This window comes from Rhizobium sp. JAB6 (assembly GCF_003024605.1).
GTDB lineage: Bacteria > Pseudomonadota > Alphaproteobacteria > Rhizobiales > Rhizobiaceae > Rhizobium.
The window spans coordinates 94,396-112,611 of sequence record NZ_PYJQ01000011.1 but is presented as its reverse complement, the minus strand read 5'-3'; the positions used below and the strand labels follow the sequence as shown (position 1 = coordinate 112,611).

At 60.5% G+C, this 18,216-nt stretch carries 16 protein-coding genes; 3 read left to right on the top strand and 13 right to left on the bottom strand.

All coding sequences use genetic code 11. The features are described 5' to 3' along the window. Positions 1–44 precede the first annotated feature (44 nt). From purH to htpX, 4 genes are all read right to left on the bottom strand, one after another. Complete coding sequence (purH, locus tag C7U61_RS18960; protein ID WP_106999616.1) at positions 45–1,661, bottom strand: bifunctional phosphoribosylaminoimidazolecarboxamide formyltransferase/IMP cyclohydrolase; 1,617 nt, start codon at positions 1,659–1,661, stop codon at positions 45–47. A 96-nt stretch (positions 1,662–1,757) separates the two neighbouring features. Further along, the gene (locus tag C7U61_RS18955; RefSeq protein ID WP_106999615.1) at positions 1,758–3,461 is read right to left on the bottom strand and encodes a heparinase II/III family protein; all 1,704 of its coding nucleotides are present in this window, start codon (positions 3,459–3,461) and stop codon (positions 1,758–1,760) included. A gap of 92 nt (positions 3,462–3,553) precedes the next feature. After that, complete coding sequence (locus C7U61_RS18950) at positions 3,554–4,963, bottom strand: RsmB/NOP family class I SAM-dependent RNA methyltransferase (RefSeq protein ID WP_106999614.1); 1,410 nt, start codon at positions 4,961–4,963, stop codon at positions 3,554–3,556. Then, the gene (gene htpX, locus C7U61_RS18945; RefSeq protein WP_106999613.1) at positions 4,960–5,958 is read right to left on the bottom strand and encodes a zinc metalloprotease HtpX; all 999 of its coding nucleotides are present in this window, start codon (positions 5,956–5,958) and stop codon (positions 4,960–4,962) included. The genes C7U61_RS18950 and htpX overlap by 4 nt, the downstream gene beginning before the upstream one ends. Positions 5,959–6,182: 224 nt before the next feature. Here htpX and C7U61_RS18940 point away from each other — a divergent pair, with 224 nt between their 5' ends. After that, entirely contained in the window at positions 6,183–6,401 is a 219-nt protein-coding gene (locus C7U61_RS18940) for a DUF1674 domain-containing protein (RefSeq protein WP_106999612.1), read from the top strand. 201 nt (positions 6,402–6,602) lie between these two features. Here C7U61_RS18940 and acs read toward each other — a convergent pair whose 3' ends face one another. Then, entirely contained in the window at positions 6,603–8,561 is a 1,959-nt protein-coding gene (gene acs / locus C7U61_RS18935) for an acetate--CoA ligase (protein WP_106999611.1), read from the bottom strand. A 224-nt stretch (positions 8,562–8,785) separates the two neighbouring features. Here acs and C7U61_RS18930 point away from each other — a divergent pair, with 224 nt between their 5' ends. Both C7U61_RS18930 and C7U61_RS18925 read left to right on the top strand, forming a co-directional pair. Continuing rightward, positions 8,786–9,493 (top strand): DUF1013 domain-containing protein, encoded by a 708-nt coding sequence (locus tag C7U61_RS18930; protein WP_106999610.1) that lies wholly within the window; start codon positions 8,786–8,788, stop codon positions 9,491–9,493. 106 nt (positions 9,494–9,599) lie between these two features. Next, positions 9,600–10,241, top strand: a complete 642-nt coding sequence (locus tag C7U61_RS18925; protein ID WP_106999609.1) for a carbonic anhydrase — start codon at positions 9,600–9,602, stop codon at positions 10,239–10,241. 96 nt (positions 10,242–10,337) lie between these two features. Here C7U61_RS18925 and C7U61_RS18920 read toward each other — a convergent pair whose 3' ends face one another. The 8 genes from C7U61_RS18920 to C7U61_RS18885 form a co-directional block, all read right to left on the bottom strand. Further along, positions 10,338–11,159 carry a lytic murein transglycosylase gene (locus C7U61_RS18920; protein ID WP_106999608.1) on the bottom strand — a complete coding sequence of 274 codons (822 nt, stop codon included), beginning with the start codon at positions 11,157–11,159 and terminating at the stop codon, positions 10,338–10,340. A gap of 283 nt (positions 11,160–11,442) precedes the next feature. Next, the gene (locus C7U61_RS18915) at positions 11,443–12,477 is read right to left on the bottom strand and encodes an aspartate-semialdehyde dehydrogenase (protein ID WP_069613887.1); all 1,035 of its coding nucleotides are present in this window, start codon (positions 12,475–12,477) and stop codon (positions 11,443–11,445) included. A 369-nt stretch (positions 12,478–12,846) separates the two neighbouring features. After that, on the bottom strand, positions 12,847–13,356 hold the full coding sequence (locus tag C7U61_RS18910; RefSeq protein WP_106999607.1) for a DNA starvation/stationary phase protection protein: 510 nt from the start codon (positions 13,354–13,356) through the stop codon (positions 12,847–12,849). 400 nt (positions 13,357–13,756) lie between these two features. Continuing rightward, complete coding sequence (locus C7U61_RS18905; RefSeq protein ID WP_106999606.1) at positions 13,757–14,506, bottom strand: glucose 1-dehydrogenase; 750 nt, start codon at positions 14,504–14,506, stop codon at positions 13,757–13,759. 157 nt (positions 14,507–14,663) lie between these two features. Continuing rightward, the gene (locus tag C7U61_RS18900; protein ID WP_083258232.1) at positions 14,664–14,918 is read right to left on the bottom strand and encodes a helix-turn-helix domain-containing protein; all 255 of its coding nucleotides are present in this window, start codon (positions 14,916–14,918) and stop codon (positions 14,664–14,666) included. Between the two features lie 151 nt (positions 14,919–15,069). After that, positions 15,070–15,834, bottom strand: a complete 765-nt coding sequence (gene lpxE / locus C7U61_RS18895) for a lipid A 1-phosphatase LpxE (RefSeq protein WP_106999605.1) — start codon at positions 15,832–15,834, stop codon at positions 15,070–15,072. 194 nt (positions 15,835–16,028) lie between these two features. After that, the gene (leuB, locus tag C7U61_RS18890; protein ID WP_106999604.1) at positions 16,029–17,141 is read right to left on the bottom strand and encodes a 3-isopropylmalate dehydrogenase; all 1,113 of its coding nucleotides are present in this window, start codon (positions 17,139–17,141) and stop codon (positions 16,029–16,031) included. A 154-nt stretch (positions 17,142–17,295) separates the two neighbouring features. Beyond that, on the bottom strand, positions 17,296–18,114 hold the full coding sequence (locus C7U61_RS18885; RefSeq protein ID WP_106999603.1) for a sugar phosphate isomerase/epimerase family protein: 819 nt from the start codon (positions 18,112–18,114) through the stop codon (positions 17,296–17,298). Positions 18,115–18,216: the final 102 nt, after the last annotated feature.

The window sequence follows — 18,216 nt, the reverse complement described above, 5'->3', positions numbered from 1 at the left end:
CACCAGCAGGGATATACGATTTTCCGCTAAGGTATATCCGCCGATCAGTGGCGGAAATGACGCACGCCGGTGAAGACCATCGCGACATTGTGCTCGTTGGCCGCGTCGATCACTTCCTGGTCGCGCATCGAGCCACCCGGCTGGATGACGGCCGTGGCGCCAGCGGCAATCGCCGAGAGCAACCCATCGGCAAACGGTAGAAAAGCTTCTGAAGCAACGGCAGAACCACGCGTCAGCGGCTCTGCAAGCCCCATCGCCTTGGCAGCTTCCTCGGCCTTGATGGCGGCGATCCGGGCGGAATCGACGCGGCTCATCTGACCCGCACCGATGCCGGCCGTCTGGCCGTCCTTGGCATAAACCACGGCGTTCGACTTCACATGCTTGGCGACGCGGAAGGCGAACTTCATGTCTTCCAGCTCCTGCGCCGTCGGCGCGCGCTTGGTCACCACCTTCAGCTCCATGTCCTCGACCAGCGCGTTGTCACGGTTCTGAACGAGCAGGCCGCCTGAGACGGTCTTTGCGGTCAGGCCGGCTACGCGCGGATCGGGCAGGGCGCCGACCGAGAGGAGGCGCAGATTCGGCTTGCGGGCGATGATCGCCTTGGCTTCCTCGCTCACTTCGGGCGCGATAATGACCTCGGTGAAGAGCTTGACGATCTCTTCCGCCGTTGCAGCATCGAGCAGGCTGTTCAGGGCGATAATGCCGCCGAACGCAGAGGTGGAATCGCAGGCGAGGGCGCGCTTATAGGCTTCCGCGAGGCTGGGACCGGTGGCAACGCCGCAGGGATTGGCATGCTTGATGATCGCGCAGGCCGGACCGTTTTCCGGCAGGAACTCGGCAACGAGCTCATAAGCGGCATCGGTATCGTTGATGTTGTTGTACGAAAGTTGCTTACCCTGGATGAGCGTCGCCGTGGAAACGCCGGGGCGGTTTTCGCCGGTCAGGTAGAAAGCAGCCTTCTGGTGCGGGTTTTCGCCATAACGCATTTCCTCGCGCAGAACACCGCCAATGACGCGGTGGCGTGGCGTGGTGATATCGAGCGCTTCGGCAAACCAGTTGGAGATCATCGCATCATAGGCTGCGGTGCGGGCAAAGGCCTTGGCGGCCATGCGCTTGCGGAAATCATAGGTCGTCTGGCCCGCATCGGTGGAAAGTTGGGCCAGCAGTTCGGCATAATCGGCGGGATCGGTGAGCGTGGTCACATAAGCGTGGTTCTTGGCCGATGCGCGGATCATTGCCGGGCCGCCGATATCGATATTCTCCACCGTCGTCGGATAATCGCCGCCGGCCTTGCGAACGTCCTCGAAGGGATAGAGATTGATCACTGCAAGATCGATGCCCTCGATCCCATGCTCCTTCATCGCAGCCTTGTGTTCGGCATCGTCACGGATGGCGAGCAGACCGCCATGCACCTTCGGATGCAGCGTCTTGACGCGACCGTCCATGATCTCCGGGAAATTCGTCACTTCCGATACGTCGGTCACCGCAAGGCCCGCTGCGGCAATCGCCTTGTGCGTGCCGCCGGTCGACAGCAGGCGCACGCCCTGTTCGCTCAGCGCACGCGCCAGCTCGACGATGCCGGTCTTATCGAAAACGGACAGAAGCGCGGTTTTCACCTGCACCTTGTCGGGAGCGGGAATTTTCTTGGAAACGACGGCCATGGGCTTTCTCCGGTCTAGCACAGGGAGACGAGGCGTCCGGCGTAGATGGCGCGGGACGGATAATGCCGCCCCGTTAGCATAGCTCACGCGCTTAGCCTATGGCCGATGCGATAAAAACCAGCGGATTTCCGGCTTTTCCGTGATCCGGAAGACGATCTCGAGCTGATCGGAGGAGCGCATGCCAGACGGATCGGCAAAGAAGATATCCTCCGCCACAAGCACCTCGTTGCCGGGTGAGGAGAAGACCCAAGTCTCTCCATCCGGCGCGATCAGCAGCGCGGCATCCGTCTCGGTCTGCAGCAGGCTGATGGAGGGGTGAATGTGGAAGCGGGCCGAAGCAATGCCTTCGCCTTTCGGCTGATGCTTCTTGCCTTCGGGCACGAAGAACCGGTCGCGGCCGGCGACGATCGTGCCGCTGGCATTGAGACTGATCTCGCGCTCATGGACATAACCGAAGGCGGAGAGATAGCCGTCATGCGCCGCGCGGACATAGTCGCGCCCGTCCTCGGTCTCGGCGCGCTCGACGATGACCTTCTTGACGCCGCTGACCATGATCGGCCCGAGCGACTTCGATTTGGAGAACTGACAGGACGAGGTGTCGTTGAGCGTCACGGTCGAATGCGCAGCGGTCGCCCGCGCCGCCTGCATGAAGCGGTCGCCGGCAAATTCGGGTGTGCCGGAATTGATGATGAAGCGCGACTTGCCCGATGACATTTCGAAGGAAAGACAGCCGGCATGCGCGGTGCGGCTGAGATCGACAGAGGCTGCAGTTCCCGTATCGACGATAACGACGGCCGAACCGGCCGCCAGCCGATGATATTTGGTATGCGGCAGCGCCTTGAAAGCCTGCCCCGCCGTTTCGTCATAACGCAACACCGACATCAGCTCGTTGGCGAGGGTCGAGGTCGCGCCGTTGAACAGTGCCAGGTCGCCGTCCTGGTGACGGAAAAAGCGCAGCGCCGGATACATGCGGTCGATGCCGGGGATCAGCCGTACCGGCACATCGTGGCCGAGATTGACGTAGGTCTGGCGCAGCGGCAACAGATCGAGCAGCAGCTCCAGCGATGCGCGCGGGTTGCGGGAGATGTGGCCGCCATCCTGCAGAATCTGTCGGTCGATCTCGCGATCGAGCGCCTGCCCCGTCCGTTTCAGCGTCAGCGAACTGCTCGGCATGGCGACGGAGGCCATGGCTAGCGCAATGCGCACGCGGAATCGTGTGATGCCATCGGGCGACGACGCTACGATCCGGCGCAGAAAACGCACATGGAAAACGAGCATGCGCATGAAGCGGCGGTAGAAGCCGCTATCGGTGCCCTGCAGAAGCACGGGCGAATGCGACAGAAGCGCGATCAGGCGCTGCGCCGCTATATCTGGCGACCAGGCAAGCCCATGCAGCCGGCGGCCGTGAACGGCAATCCAGTCGGTAAGGATCGACCGTGCCACGGCCGAGGCCTGATCGCTCTTTTCCGCCCGCAAATGCCGCAGCCAGCGAAAATTATGCAGCCGGGCGGCAAAGGCCAACGAAGGCAATTCGAGCGAGAAGGGCGATGCCCCCTGTGTTTCCAGAACGCGTCCGGCCAGCAAGATGCGGCCGTTCAGGAGCTCTTCCGCAAAAAAGGGATCGACGCTGCGCAGGTCTGTCGGTGCCACGATCAGGCGTTCCGGCACACGCATCGTGTGGCGGGTGAGACGCAATCGCGTCAACGCCGCGCGGCGCGACATCCGCCGCCATGCTTCCCGCATGTATGAATTCACAAAACCCTGCCGCAGATCTGCATATGTGCTTCTGCATACTCTCATTAGCCGTGGTTAAAAAGAGGTTACGAATATATCAATTAAGGACATGTTTGCCGGTTTTTTAACCGTCCGGTAAAGCGATCCGAGCTCAGCACCTAATGCGTGCGGCGAAGCACCACGGCAAAGAAGCCGTCGAGACCGGAGGCAAAGCCATCGGAAAGCGGCAACATGTCCGGCGTGGTGCGGAAAGCGCCAAGCGGCGATATCGCCGCTTCCAGACCCGGCCAGTCGCTGGCTTTGATCGGGACGCGTTCGACACTCTTCGTGTCGGCAAGCAGACGCGCGACCAGATCCTCACCCTCTTCCGGATCGAGCGAGCAGTTGGAAAACACCACGACGCCACCCGGCTTGACCAATGTCAGGGCATGGCGAAGCAGGCGCTCCTGCAGGGCGGCGAGCTTGGCGATATCCTCCGGCCCCTTGGTCCAGAGCACGTCCGGATGGCGGCGTGTCGTTCCCGTCGATGAGCATGGAGCATCGAGCAAAGCGGCGTCGAAAAGTTCGTCGGGCTTATATTTGCTCATATCGGCAACGACGGTTTCGGCTTCGAAGCCAAGACGCGCCAGATTGCCGGTCAGCCTCTTCAGGCGATTGGCGGATTGATCGAGCGCCGTTACCTGGGCGCCGGCGAGAATGAGCTGCGCCGTCTTGCCGCCCGGTGCCGCGCAGAGATCCACGACCCGCTTGCCGGTTATCGAGCCGAAAAGCTTTGCCGGAATGCTGGCGGCGGCATCCTGAACCCACCAGTCGCCGTCGTCGAAGCCTTCCAGCGAGGGAATGGTCCCTTCGAACGCGGCAAGCCGCACGCCGCCGGTCGGCAGTACCACGCCGTTTAGGCGTTTGGCCCAGCCTTCTGGATCGGATTTGACCGTGAGATCGATCGCCGCCGGCTCGAGCTGCGTGTCGGAAATTTTCAGCGCAGCGGGAGCGCCATAGGCCGCTTCGAGGCGGGACAGGAACCAGCCTGGCATGGCCGGCACGTTCGCAATGCGCTCGAGAATTTCCTGCTTCTCGCGGCCGATGCGGCGGAGGATGGCATTGACCAGCTTGGCAAACCGGCGGTTGCGGGGATCGCGGTTAGCCTGTTCGACAGCAAGATCGACGGCGGAATGATCCGGCACGTCGAGATAGAGAATCTGCGTCGCACCGACGACGAGCACGTGATGCAGGGCGCGGGCGCCTTCCGGCAAGGGCGAATCGAGCAGCGACGATATCGCCGCCTCGATGCGCGGCAGGTGTCGCAGCGCGCTGTTCAGGATGGCCCGCACCAAGGCGCGGTCGCCGTCGCTGAGCGTCGTATAGGCGGCACTGCCGCCTTCGGTATCAAGCATGCCGTCGAGCGAGGTCTTGCGGTCGAGCACGGCTCCCAGGATCTTCGACGCCGCGGCACGGGCCGCAAGGCCCGGCTTCGACGGTGACGTATCAGGCTGCCGCGATGGCTGCGGCCGTTTGCCCGATCGTTTTCCGTCTCTGTTGGAAGCGTTGTTTTTCGTGTCAGAACTCAAGACCAGGGACCCTTCGGCGGTTGCGAACCACCGCGACCCGTATTCGGCACGGAGCGCGATTTGCGCCCCGGATTAGCAGTGAAGGACGGCCCCGTCGAGCCAAAGGCGGAAGATGGGCCGGAAGACGGTGTCATCGGCGAGGCGCGGCCGCCACCGTAACGGGCCATTTCATGCAGCGCGGCGATACGGTTTTCCGTATTCGGATGGGTTGAGAACAGGTTGTCCATGCGCTCGCCGGAAAGCGGATTGATGATGAACATATGCGCGGTCGCCGGATGGCCTTCGGCCTCTTCGTTTGGAATATGCGCCGCACCGCGGGCGATCTTGCCGAGTGCGGAGGCAAGCCACAACGGATTGCCGCAGATTTCCGCGCCACGGCGGTCGGCCGAATATTCGCGCGTCCGGCTGATCGCCATCTGCACCAGCATGGCAGCCAGAGGGGCGACGATCATCGCGACAAGAACGCCGACCATGCCGAGCGGATTGTTGTTGTCGCGGCGGCCGCCGAAGAAGAAGGCGAAGTTGCCGAGCATGGAGATGGCGCCGGCAAGCGTCGCCGTAATGGTCATGGTCAGTGTGTCGCGGTTCTGGACGTGGGCAAGCTCATGCGCCATCACGCCGGCCACCTCCTCCGGCGTCAGCGCATGCAGCAGGCCGGTGGAGGCGGCAACGGCGGCATTTTCCGGATTGCGGCCCGTCGCGAAAGCATTCGGTTGCGGGCTGTCATAGAGATAGACTTTGGGCATCGGCAGGCCGGCATTGCGGGCGAGATCGCGGACGATGCGGTAGAATTCCGGCGCGCTGCGCTCATCCACCTCCTGCGCGCCGTAGGTGGAGAGTACCATCCGGTCGGAATTCCAGTAGGAAAAGAAATTCATGCCGGCTGCGACGACAAATGCGATCAGCATGCCCGATTGACCGCCGATCAGAAAACCGACGCCCATGAAAAGCGCGGTCATGAAGGCAAGCAGCATGGCAGTACGCATGAGATTCATCGAAAGGTCTCCAACACATCTGTTGTCCGAACCTTTTTCTTTGCGGCCGGACGCGCCGGAGCCGGATGATTTCGGGTCTCTTCGACCTGAAATCTGAATCCGCTCCGGAATTAAAAATAGCAGAGCATGATGTCGCCCGAAAACCGCTCACACTTTTCGGCATCATGCTCTATGATTTGGCTATTCCTCCTCTCATTTCAATATTTCGGAGGTCGCGCGAGACCATGCAAACCGCAGATAACGACAATAAACTCGACACCGAAGCCGCTGAAATTACGCATAAGCCGCTCTCACCCGCCGCAAAACGCGCTCTCGCCGAAGCTGAGGAGCGCCGCAAGGCGCAGTCAAAATCCGAGTTGCCTACCGAAATCGGCGGCCGTGGAGGCGCCGACCCCGCCCGCTTCGGCGACTGGGAAATCAACGGCCGGGCGATCGATTTTTGAATTTCTGTCGGATTATTTCGTGAGGTGAGGTAGAGCCGGGCCGGTTGCTTGCTGGCATAACGCCAGGAAAGCCGGTGCGGTCCCTGCCTGCCTCTCCCTTGCAAAATCTAGCACTTATCTTTGCGGCTAAACACTGATTTTGCTTTCCCGCCCGCCTCTTCGGCAAACTCAAAGGCGGCGGGATAGCGCGAAGGCTCGACTTTAAGCCGCATCCGGCTTGTTCTGCCTGTTGGCGATCAGATCATCGACGACGGCCGGATCGGCGAGCGTCGAGGTATCGCCGAGTGCCCCGAAATCGTCTTCGGCGATCTTGCGCAGGATGCGGCGCATGATCTTGCCAGAGCGGGTTTTCGGCAGGCCGGGGGTGAACTGGATCTTGTCCGGCGAGGCGATCGGGCCGATTTCGGTGCGGACGTGCTTCACCAGTTCCTGCCGCAGTGCCTCGGTGCCTTCCATCCCGACCATCAGCGTCACATAGCAATAGATGCCCTGCCCCTTGATCGAATGCGGATAGCCGACGACGGCCGCCTCCGACACGTGTTTGTGCGACACCAGCGCCGATTCCACTTCCGCCGTGCCGAGACGGTGGCCCGAGACGTTGAGCACGTCGTCGACACGACCAGTGATCCAGTAATAGCCATCCTCGTCGCGGCGGCAGCCGTCGCCGGTAAAATACTTGCCCTTGTAGGTGGAGAAGTAGGTCTGGATGAAGCGTTCATGGTCGCCATAGACGGTGCGCATCTGGCCGGGCCAACTGTCGGCGATGACGAGATTGCCGTCGGCCGCCCCTTCCAGCACATTGCCCTCATTGTCGACCAGCTGCGGCTGCACGCCGAAGAAGGGCAGGGTGGCCGAACCGGCCTTCAGATCGGTTGCGCCGGGAAGCGGCGTGATCATGTGACCGCCGGTTTCTGTCTGCCACCAGGTATCGACGATCGGGCAGCGGCTGTCGCCGACCACCTTGTAATACCATTCCCAGGCTTCCGGATTGATGGGCTCGCCGACGGTGCCGAGGATGCGCAGGCTGGAGCGCGAGGCGCGCTTGACGAAATGGTCGCCGGCGCCCATCAGCGAGCGGATCGCTGTCGGCGCGGTATAGAAGATATTGACCTTGTGCTTGTCGATGACGTCCCAGAAACGGCCCTGATCGGGATAGTTCGGTACGCCTTCGAACATCAGCGAGGTCGCGGCGTTCGCAAGCGGCCCGTAGACGATATAGGAATGGCCGGTCACCCAGCCGACATCGGCTGTGCACCAGTAGATATCGCCGGGATGATAGTCGAACACATATTCATGCGTCATCGCCGCATAGACGAGGTAGCCGGCCGTCGTGTGCAGCACGCCCTTCGGCTTGCCCGTCGAGCCGGAGGTGTAGAGGATGAACAGCGGATCTTCCGCCTTCATCTTGGCCGGCGGGCAATCCGCCTTCACTTTGGCGGTTTCCTCGTGATACCAGACATCACGGCCGGGCTCCCAGCCGACCTTGCCGCCGGTGCGGCGCACCGCGATCACGGTTTTGACCGCAACCTGCTGCTTGGCGGCGATCTGAATGGCCTTATCGGTGTTTTCCTTCAGCGGGATCGACTTGCCGCCGCGAACACCTTCGTCGCAGGTGATGACGACGGTCGAGGCGCAATCGACGATGCGGCCCGCAAGCGCCTCCGGCGAGAAGCCGCCGAAGACGACCGAATGCACCGCGCCGATGCGGGCGCAGGCGAGCATCGCATAGGCCGCCTCCGGGATCATCGGCATGTAGATGGTGACGCGGTCGCCCTTCTTGACGCCATGCTTTTTCAAGACATTCGCCAGCCGGCAGACCTGCTCGTAGAGCTCGTTATAGGTGATCTTCTTGTCGATATAGGGATTGTCGCCTTCCCAGATGAAGGCAACGCGGTCGCCATGCTTCTTCAGATGCCGGTCGATGCAATTATAGGAGACGTTGGTCACGCCATCCTCGAACCACTTGATCGAGACCTTGCCGGTGAACGACGTGTTCTTCACCTTCGTAAAGGGCTTGAACCAATCGATGCGCTTGCCGTGCTTGCCCCAGAACTTGTCGGGATCCTCAACGCTCTGCTCATACCACTTCTGGTACTTCGCCTTGTCGATCAAGGCATGCGCCTTGGCCGCCTTCGTCACAGGATGAACCTTCTCCGACATCTCTTCCTCCTCAACTCCCTTGCACTCCGATTTGCCGTTGTGAGTGCTCTTTCCGCGCAATAAATAGCAGGTCAAACTACGACAGCAATTGGACAAAGTGCATTTCATGCGCAAAGAATTGCAATTACGCGACACTATCGCTATATAGGGCCGTATTTCCCGGACATTGTGGTGTTACACCCCGGACCGCGACACCGGCGCGGACTGACAGAAGGACTATATCCATGGCTCAACAATTGCTCATGCCGAAGGCAACTGCCATCTGGCTTGTCGACAATACGGCCTTGTCATTCGACCAGATCGCGCAGTTCTGCAAGCTGCATCCGCTCGAAGTGAAGGCGATTGCCGATGGCGAAGCCGCACAGGGCATCAAGGGCCTCGACCCGATCTCCACCGGCCAGCTGACGCGCGACGAAATTGCCCGCGCCGAAGCCAATCCGAACCACAAGCTGAAGCTCTCCGAGCCGAAGGTCCGCGTGCCGGAATCCAAGCGCCGCGGCCCGCGTTACACGCCGGTCTCCAAGCGTCAGGACCGCCCGAACGCGATCCTGTGGCTGGTGCGCAACCATCCGGAACTGAAGGATGCGCAGATTTCCCGTCTCGTCGGCACCACCAAGTCCACCATCGAGCAGATCCGCGACCGTACGCACTGGAACGCAGCCAATCTGACGCCGATGGACCCGGTCACGCTCGGCCTCTGCAGCCAGATCGATCTCGACATGGAAGTCGAAAAAGCCTCCAAGGGCCGTCCGCTGCCGACGGCCGCCGAACTCGGCGCAACCCTGCAGCCGGCTCAGGAAACCGAAAAGCTCGGCTTCAGCTATGAGCGTGAAGAAGAGAAGGAAAAGGAAATCGACGCCGACGCCGTTTTCGCCAAGCTGAAGTCGCTGAAGTCGACCAGCCGCGACGACGAGGACGACGACCAGTTCTAAGATCCGGCGATTGTATTTTTTCGAAAGCCCCGGCCTTGTGCGCGCGACCGGGGCTTTTTGCAGCGCAACGGTTGCCATCGGCCAAAGCGCGCGGTAATTCAATATCATGAAAAGCTTTCCCGACACCCTTCTGAACGGTTATCGCAACTTCATGAGCGGGCGTTATGCCGATGAGCGCGAACGCTACCGCACTCTGGCTGAGCTTGGCCAAAGCCCGTCGACCCTCGTGATCGCCTGCAGCGACTCCCGCTCGGCGCCGGAGATCATCTTCGATGCCGGGCCTGGAGAGCTCTTCGTTATCCGTAACGTCGCCAATATGGTGCCTCCCTACGAGCCGGACAGCAATTTCCACGCGACTTCGGCAGCGCTCGAATTCGCGGTTTTGTCGTTGAAAGTGTCGGATATCGTCGTCATGGGCCATGGCCGCTGCGGGGGTATCCGCGCCGCGCTCGATCCCAATGCCGAACCATTGTCGCCCGGCGATTTCATCGGCCGATGGATGGCGCTGCTGAAGCCGGCGGCCGAGCAGATCCAGAGCAACGACATCATGACGCAGACCGAGCGTCAGACGGCTCTGGAACGCATCTCGATCCGCAATTCGCTCGACAATCTGCGCAGCTTTCCGGAGATCAGGGCGCGCGAGGAAGAAGGCAAGCTTAGTCTTCACGGTGCCTGGTTCGATATTTCGACCGGCGAACTCTGGGTCATGGACCCGGCGACGCGCGATTTCATCCGCCCTGAGATTTAAAGGGGCCTGGCGCTTAGTTCGGCGGAAGGCAGATTAAATGAAAAGGCGCTGCAGACCGGCCGGTCGCAGCGCCTTTTTGGTTTGACGAGAGGGGGCTTACTTGCCGTCGATCTGCTGGCCGATATAGGCGATTGCCTGCTGGTAGACCTTGGCGTCGTTCCAGCCTGCGATGGCGGCGAAATTCGGCTCGCCCGGCTGATAGCCGGCGCCGGGCTGCCAGCCATGGCCGCGCAGGAAGTTCGCCGTCGAGGCCAGCGCATCCGCGCGCGATCCCACAAGATCGACCCTGCCATCGCCATCCTCGTCTACGCCGTAGAGGACCACGTTTTTCGGCATGAATTGCGTCTGGCCGATTTCGCCATGAGCTGCACCGCGCGCCGCCGGGCTGAGATAGCCTTCACCGACGAGCTTGAGGGCCGCATAGAGCTGCTCGGTAAAGAATGCGGACCGGCGGCAATCATAAGCCAGGGTCGAGACCGCCGACAGCGTATGCTGGTCGCCCATATAGCTGCCGAAGCCGGTTTCCATGCCCCAGATGGCGATGATCGGGCCTGGGGGAACGCCGAAACGCTTCTGGATCTTGGCGAAGAGCGCGGCATTGGCCTGCTTCATGCTCCTGCCGCGATTGATGATCGTCTGTCCCCCGCGCTTCTTCATGAATTCCTCGAAGGAAAGCTTGAAGCTCTTCTGGCCGCGGTCGGCGCGGATGGTGGGCTGGTTGTAATGAACGTTGGCGAAGGCCCTGTCGAGGGTGGAGGGGCTGACGCCCTGTCCCTGCGCTTCCCGCTTGAATTCCTGCACCCAGTTCTCGAATCCGGCGGAAGTGTTGCCGCAGGAGGCGGCGTTTGCCGCAAGCGGCATTCCCAGCAGCAACCCGCCCGCCACGAGAGCTGCCATTCCAGACTTTGTGAAGCGCATTCAGTGTCCCCGAATTCTTACCGCGACGCGAACGCGGTAACCGTTTTCGATGGCGCGAAAACCCTTGGAAGCCAAGGGATCACGCCGGTTTAGTCGCCACCGGACCATGCCAGCATCCGGCCATCATGTCATTATATTTCAGCGAGTGATGTTTTCGTTTCCGATAAAACAGTGCCGCCAAAATCATTCAAAAAAGCCCCGCCTTTCATCGAAATGGCGGGGCTTCCATTCTATTCTGAATACTCAAGGATGGTTGATAAACCGTAAATTGGTTTACAGACCCTTATGCAGCCTGCTTTCGGGGCTTGATCAGGCCGCGGTTGACGAGCAATTCGGCGATCTGAATGGCGTTGAGCGCTGCACCCTTGCGCAGGTTGTCGGAGACGACCCACAGGTTGAGGCCGTTCTCGACGGTCGCGTCTTCACGGATGCGCGAAATATAGGTCGCATCCTCGCCGGCGGATTCGTAGGGCGTGATATAGCCGCCGTTTTCGCGCTTGTCGATGACGAGGCAGCCCGGCGCTTCACGCAGGATGTCGCGGGCCTGATCGGCAGTGATCTCGTTCTCGAACTCGATGTTGACCGATTCCGAATGGCCGATGAAGACGGGCACGCGCACGGCGGTGCAGGTGACCTTGATCTTCGGGTCGAGCATCTTCTTGGTTTCGGCCAGCACCTTCCACTCTTCCTTGGTATAGCCGTCTTCCATGAAAACATCGATATGCGGAATGACGTTGAAGGCGATGCGCTTGGTGAACTTCTTCGCCTCGATCGGGTCGGCGACGAAGACGGCGCGGGTCTGGTTGAAGAGCTCGTCCATGCCGTCCTTGCCGGCGCCGGAGACCGACTGATAGGTCGAGACGACGACGCGCTTGATCTTGGCGAAGTCATGCAGCGGCTTCAGGGCCACGACGAGCTGCGCGGTCGAGCAATTCGGATTGGCGATGATGTTGCGCTTGGTAAACTGCGTAACGGCATCCGGGTTTACTTCCGGCACGATCAGCGGCACGTCGGCGTCGTAGCGCCACGCGGAGGAGTTGTCGATGACGACGCAGCCCTGGGCGCCGATCTTCGGCGAGAACTTCTTCGAAACGTCGCCGCCGGCCGACATCAGGCAGATGTCGGTGTCGGAGAAATCGTAATTCTCCAGGTTGGAAACCTTCAGCGTCCGGTCGCCGAACGAGACTTCGGTTCCCTGCGAGCGGGCCGACGCGAGCGCTACGACCTCATCGGCCGGGAAGCCGCGTTCGGCCAGGATATTGAGCATTTCGCGGCCGACGTTCCCGGTCGCGCCCGCTACTGCAACTTTGAAACCCATTTCTCAAGCTCTCTTTCTCTTCTCTCCTCTTTGGCGAGGGGGGAACCGCGGCCATGACGACCGGTTCCTGTCCCCGGCCGAGCCGGGGAGAGAGCGGCAGGCCAGAGACGTCAGACGGTTTTCGTCGTCGTTTTGGCCTTGGTTTTGGAAGAAACCGGAAAATAGACATCCCCCCCGGCACATTGCGCCAGGTGACTGAAGCTATCGAGCTGTTCGAAGCGAACCATGGAAGTCTTCCTTTTCCGCCGCCGGTTCTAAGATGTTTTCCACAGGAGTCAAGGATTTCCTCGCTCTCGTCTGTAGGGAGCGAGGAATCGTACGGCGAAACCGGCCTCAGCTTATCATGTCCGAAGGTGCGCCGCTTCGGTGTCAGCGGTTGGACTTGCGGGTGGTCTCGAACAGGAACCAGGTACGGCGTTCGGTTTCGTCAATCCAGTTTTCGAGAAGGCTGGCCGTGGCGACATCGCCATATTCGTCACAAACGTCGTGAACGGCCCGCATTTCGGCGGAGAGCCTCAGATTATCATCCGCCAGCTCGGCGAGCATGTCCTCGGGATCGACATATTCGGCATCATTGTCCGCGATACGCTGCAGCTTGGCGATCTGGCCGATCGACCGCAGGGTCGTTCCGCCGATCTTTCGAGCGCGCTCGGCCATGGGGTCCGTCATGGCAAAAATCTGCTCGCCCTGTTCGTCGAGAAGCAGATGATAGTCGCGGAAATGCGGGCCGCTCATATGCCAGTGAAAATTCTTAGTCTTCAGATAGAGGGCAAAGACATCCGCCAGCAGGGCGGACAGCGCTGCAGAAATATCACGTGTCGCGTCTTCGCTGAGATTGGTGCGAGTGCCCAATTTCGACTTGGTATTGGCGCTATTCATAAAGACGTCCTCCGTTTGTTGTTCACGATAGCGATCGCCGGCGGGTCTGAGGGGAGTTCGATGACATCAGCTGCTGCGTGGGATCGCATTGATGACAGGATTGCTTTGAAGTCTCACAGCCGAAATGTCGCTTCACGGCATGACCAACTGCGGTGCTTAGAGCATTTCCGCTTTTCTTCGAATCCGCGAAAACGCTCTATGTTATTGTTTCTTTACGCATTCCGGACGGAAAGCACTGCGCACTTTTCCTGGAAATGCTTTAGGCGGAAAACCCGAACGTCTCAACTAAATAGGAAAATCGAACGGTTTGGCAATTGCTCGCCAATGTATCGGCGCGACGTGCCGTTCATGCCGCGCCACCGATGCCGCCTCTCGTCGGAGGCGGCATCCAGATGAGCGGCTACTTCAGGCCGCCGCCGACATAGATGGTTTCGCCTGTCACCCAGCCGGCCTCCTGCGAAGCGAGGAAGACGGCAACCGAGGCGATATCCGCCGGCTGGCCGAGGCGGCCGAGAGGCGTCTGGGAGACGAGATGCTTTTCAAAGTCGCTGCCGATGATGCCTGCCGCAACGACGCCTTCCGTTTCGACGCCGCCCGGTGCCAGATTGTTGACGCGAATATTGCGTGAACCGAGTTCCTTGGCGAGGATCTTGGTAATGGAATCCACGGCGGCCTTGGTTGCCGTATAGACGGAAGCCGTCGCGAGATTCATGCTGACGGCGTTGGAGCCGATATTGATCACATTGCCGCCCTCGGGACCAAAGTGCTTCACGGCTTCCTGCGTGGCGAGCAGCGTGCCCAGCACATTGACATTGAACTGGCGATGGAATTCCTGCTCGGTGAATTCCTCAATCGGGGCGAATTGGTAGACGCCGGCATTGTTGACGAGGATATCGACGCGGCCGAAGGCCTCTTTCGTTTCTGTAAAGAGGCGCTTGACGTCTTCGGATTTAGAAACGTCGCCATGCACCGCGAGCGCCTTGCCGCCCTTGGCGGTTATTTCCGCAACCACCTTGTCGGCGCCTTCGCGGCTTGAGGCGTAATTGACGACAACAGCCGCACCCGCCTCGCCCATTGCCTTGGCGATGCCGGCGCCGATGCCCTTGGATGCTCCGGTCACGATCGCGACCTTGCCTGCCAGTTTGCTCATGTCCTTTTCCTTCAAAAAACTTAGACGTTTTTACAATCATCGAATCATCTGGCGCATGCGACCCGAAAACCGATCGCATCGTCACTTTGATATTTAGATAATCATCTAATTGATACAAGTGCCACGACAAGAAATGCTGATGGCGTGGATGGAATCGTCAGATCTTGGAAAGTTCCGCCATATAGGCGTTCAGAGTATCGCGGCGCAGCACGAGGTTGGCGAACTTACCTTCGCGCTGGATCTCGATCAGGCCGGCATTCTCGAGTTCCTTGATGTGATGCGACATCGTGGCGGCGCTGACGGCATGACACTCGTTCAGGAGGCTGCAAGGCATGGGTTCGCTCCGTGTGCCGATCTCCTTTAGGATCTGCACACGTCGCGGTTCGGCAAGTGCGCGGGAGATCAATCCCATCTGCCTTTCGCTTAAACGTATCGGCCCGGCATCCATGGCTTTTTTCACAAGCGGAACGAAATCGGGTTGACCGCCTTCGGTCATCCCTGCCCTGCCAGATATATGAATGCACGAGAGCCTTGGCAACCTTTGCGATGCAGCCGCGATGGGCTCAGGAATCGACCTGTCGCAGCTTGCTGCTTTTGAAGAGCGGCAAGCGCGGCGTCGGCCAGCCGGCGGCGTCGATACGGAAGAGCAGGCCGTAGCGCGAATAGACGATGGCTACTATGAAGGAAAACCAGCCGCCGAGCGCCAGGCCAGCCATGACGTCGCTCGGGTAATGGGCGCCGACGATAACGCGGGTGATCGCAAGCCAGAGGGCGCAAGCGGCGAAGATGTAGCGATAGCGCGGAAACAGAAAGGCAAACGCCACGAACAGGGCGCCGATGGTCGTGGCGTGGCCGGAGGGAAAGCTTTCGAAGCTGGCACGGCCATTGAAGGGCGAAAAGCCGAAGGGTCCCCAATCGGCAAAGTGCGTCGGGCGGGCGCGGCCGATGGCGCGCTTCAGCAAATTGGCGAGGATGCCCGAAAGCGCCACACTGGTCAGGAGATAGCCGCCGATCTGGCAGATGCGCAGGGCCTGGCAGCGGCAGCGCTGCGAATGCAGCAGCTTGCTGCCAGCCCAACCTTCGAAAAACAGGAAGGCGCTGAGGAGAAGGATCCATCCGGAATCGCCAAAATCGGTCAGCATTCCGCCGACGAAGCGGAGGGAGGGCGATAGGCTTTTAAGGGTGGCGCCGACGGGCCAATCAAACAGGAGAGCCGAGATAAGAACGACATTGGTGGTCAGAAAAAGACAAATTTTCCAACGGGATGGTGCAAAAGCCGCATTGCTTCGCCGCCAACGTCTGTCGAGAGACGTCAAGATCGCCTGCATAACCGGTACCTATGTCGATTTCCAATCAATGCGACAGGTAGCAGAGTGTTGTTACAGTTTTTCTAAAATTCGGTGACAGGTCTTCGCGGCGATCTCGAACTGAGACGTGCCGTTCACAAGAAAAGCCCCGATTTTCTTGCAAAACGGGGCTTCGTGTTTCACGTGAAATATAGCAGGCGATTTCTGCTCAAGGATTATGCCGACAGAGCCTTGAATTCGGCGAGGATGGCGTCACCCATTTCTGCCGTGCCGACCTGGCGGCTGCCAGGCGACATGATATCGCCGGTGCGGATGCCGCTGTCGAGCACGTTGGCGATCGCCTTTTCCAGCGCATCGGCGTCGGCGACGAGGCCGAAGGAGTAACGCAGGCACATGGCGAAGGAAGCGATCATCGCGATCGGGTTGGCAATGCCCTTGCCGGCGATATCGGGGGCGGAACCGTGCACGGGTTCGTAGAGCGCCTTGCGCTTGCCGGTCTTGGCGTCGGGGGCGCCGAGCGAAGCCGAGGGCAGCATGCCGAGCGAGCCGGTGAGCATGGCGGCGACGTCAGACAGCATGTCGCCGAACAGGTTGTCCGTCACGATGACGTCGAACTGCTTCGGCTGGCGCACGAGCTGCATGCCGCCGGCGTCGGCGAGCATATGCTCGAGCTGCACGTCGGAATATTTTTCCTTATGCGTGGCGGTGACGACCTGGTTCCAGAGCACGCCCGATTTCATGACGTTGCGCTTTTCCATCGAGCAGACGCGGTTGTTGCGGGTGCGCGCCAGTTCGAAGGCGACGCCGGCAATGCGCTCGATCTCGTAGGTGTCGTAGACCTGGGTGTCGATGCCGCGTTTCTGGCCGTTGCCGAGGTCGATAATTTCCTTCGGCTCGCCGAAATAGACGCCGCCGGTGAGCTCGCGCACGATCAGGATGTCGAGACCCTCGACCAATTCCGGCTTCAGCGACGAGGCCGATGCCAGCGCCGGGTAGCAAATGGCCGGGCGAAGGTTGGCGAAGAGCTGCAGATCCTTGCGCAGGCGCAGCAGGCCGGCTTCCGGCCGCACTTCGTAAGGCACGCTATCCCACTTCGGGCCGCCGACGGCGCCGAAGAGTACGGCGTCGGCGGCAAGCGCCTTCTGCATGTCCTCTTCGGAAATGGCAGCGCCATGCGCATCGTAAGCGCTGCCGCCGACAAGGCCCTCATCCGTGACAAAGCCGGCATTCTTCGCCTCGTTCATATAGGCGATGATCTTGCGAACTTCGCCCATGGCCTCGGGGCCGATGCCGTCGCCCGGCAGGAGGAAAAGATTGCGCACTGTCATGGGAAGCCTCCGCGAAAGAAAAAGTTGCGGGGTTTTTAGACCTGCAAATGCGGCTTTTCAAGCGAGGAAGAGGCCGAAACGGTACGGTTTTCGGGCTTTGGGGGCAACCACCCGCCCTTGAATCACGAGGGCGGGTGACTTGTGTTGTTTATCCTTACTCCGCCAACCCGAGCGAAGCGAGATAGGCTGCCGACGCCGGGATCTTCGACTTGTCCTTGATCTCGATGATCAGACGCGGATTGCTGTCAAGCTTGGCAAGGGCGGCAAAGACGGCGCGCCAGTGGATGCTGCCTTCGCCAAGGCTCCAGTGACGGTCGGCATAGCCGTCCGCATCCTGCAGGTGGACATGCTGCAGGCGATTGCCGGCGGCGTGGACGTAATAATCGACCGGCGGAGCGCCGGTATAGCCATGGGCGTAATGGGCATGGCCGGTGTCGATCGAAACGGCGACGGCGGGCGAGTTGAAGCTGTCGGCGAGGCCGATGCGGATATGGGGATCCTTGTCTTCGATGTTCTCGATGACCATGGTCAGCCCGATGTCTTCGGCACGCTTGACGGCTTCTTTCAGCGTCAGATGCGTGTATTCGATGATCTTTTCGCGCTCGCCCTTGTTGTTGTCGAGATTGTTGTAGGACCACGACGTATAGGGGCTATGGATGACCATCTGCGTGGCGCCGATATTGGCGCAGACGTGGAGCGCCTGTAGCAGGCGCTTGGTGACGACCGCGCGGATGTCCGGATCCTGCGAAGCGATGACGAAGCCCCAGAACGGGCCGTGGATGCCGAGGCGGCCCTGATGGCCGTCGAGCAGCTTGCGGGCGCGCTCGGCCAGGGGAGCCCAGTCGCCGTTCAGGATTTCGGCTTCGACGAAGCTCTGCAGCTCCAGGTCGCGCGGCTTTTCGAGGAGCCAGTTGCGATGGATTTCGACGTCGTCGAGCGTCATGGCGGCGCCGACAATGGGAAGGGAGGTCATGGAGAGGCTCCATTGCGTGGAGAAGATTTAAGGGCGGGAGAAGAGGCCCGAAGGTCTCGGCACGCCTGTATGAACCCCCTTCTTGTCGATCATATTACAGCG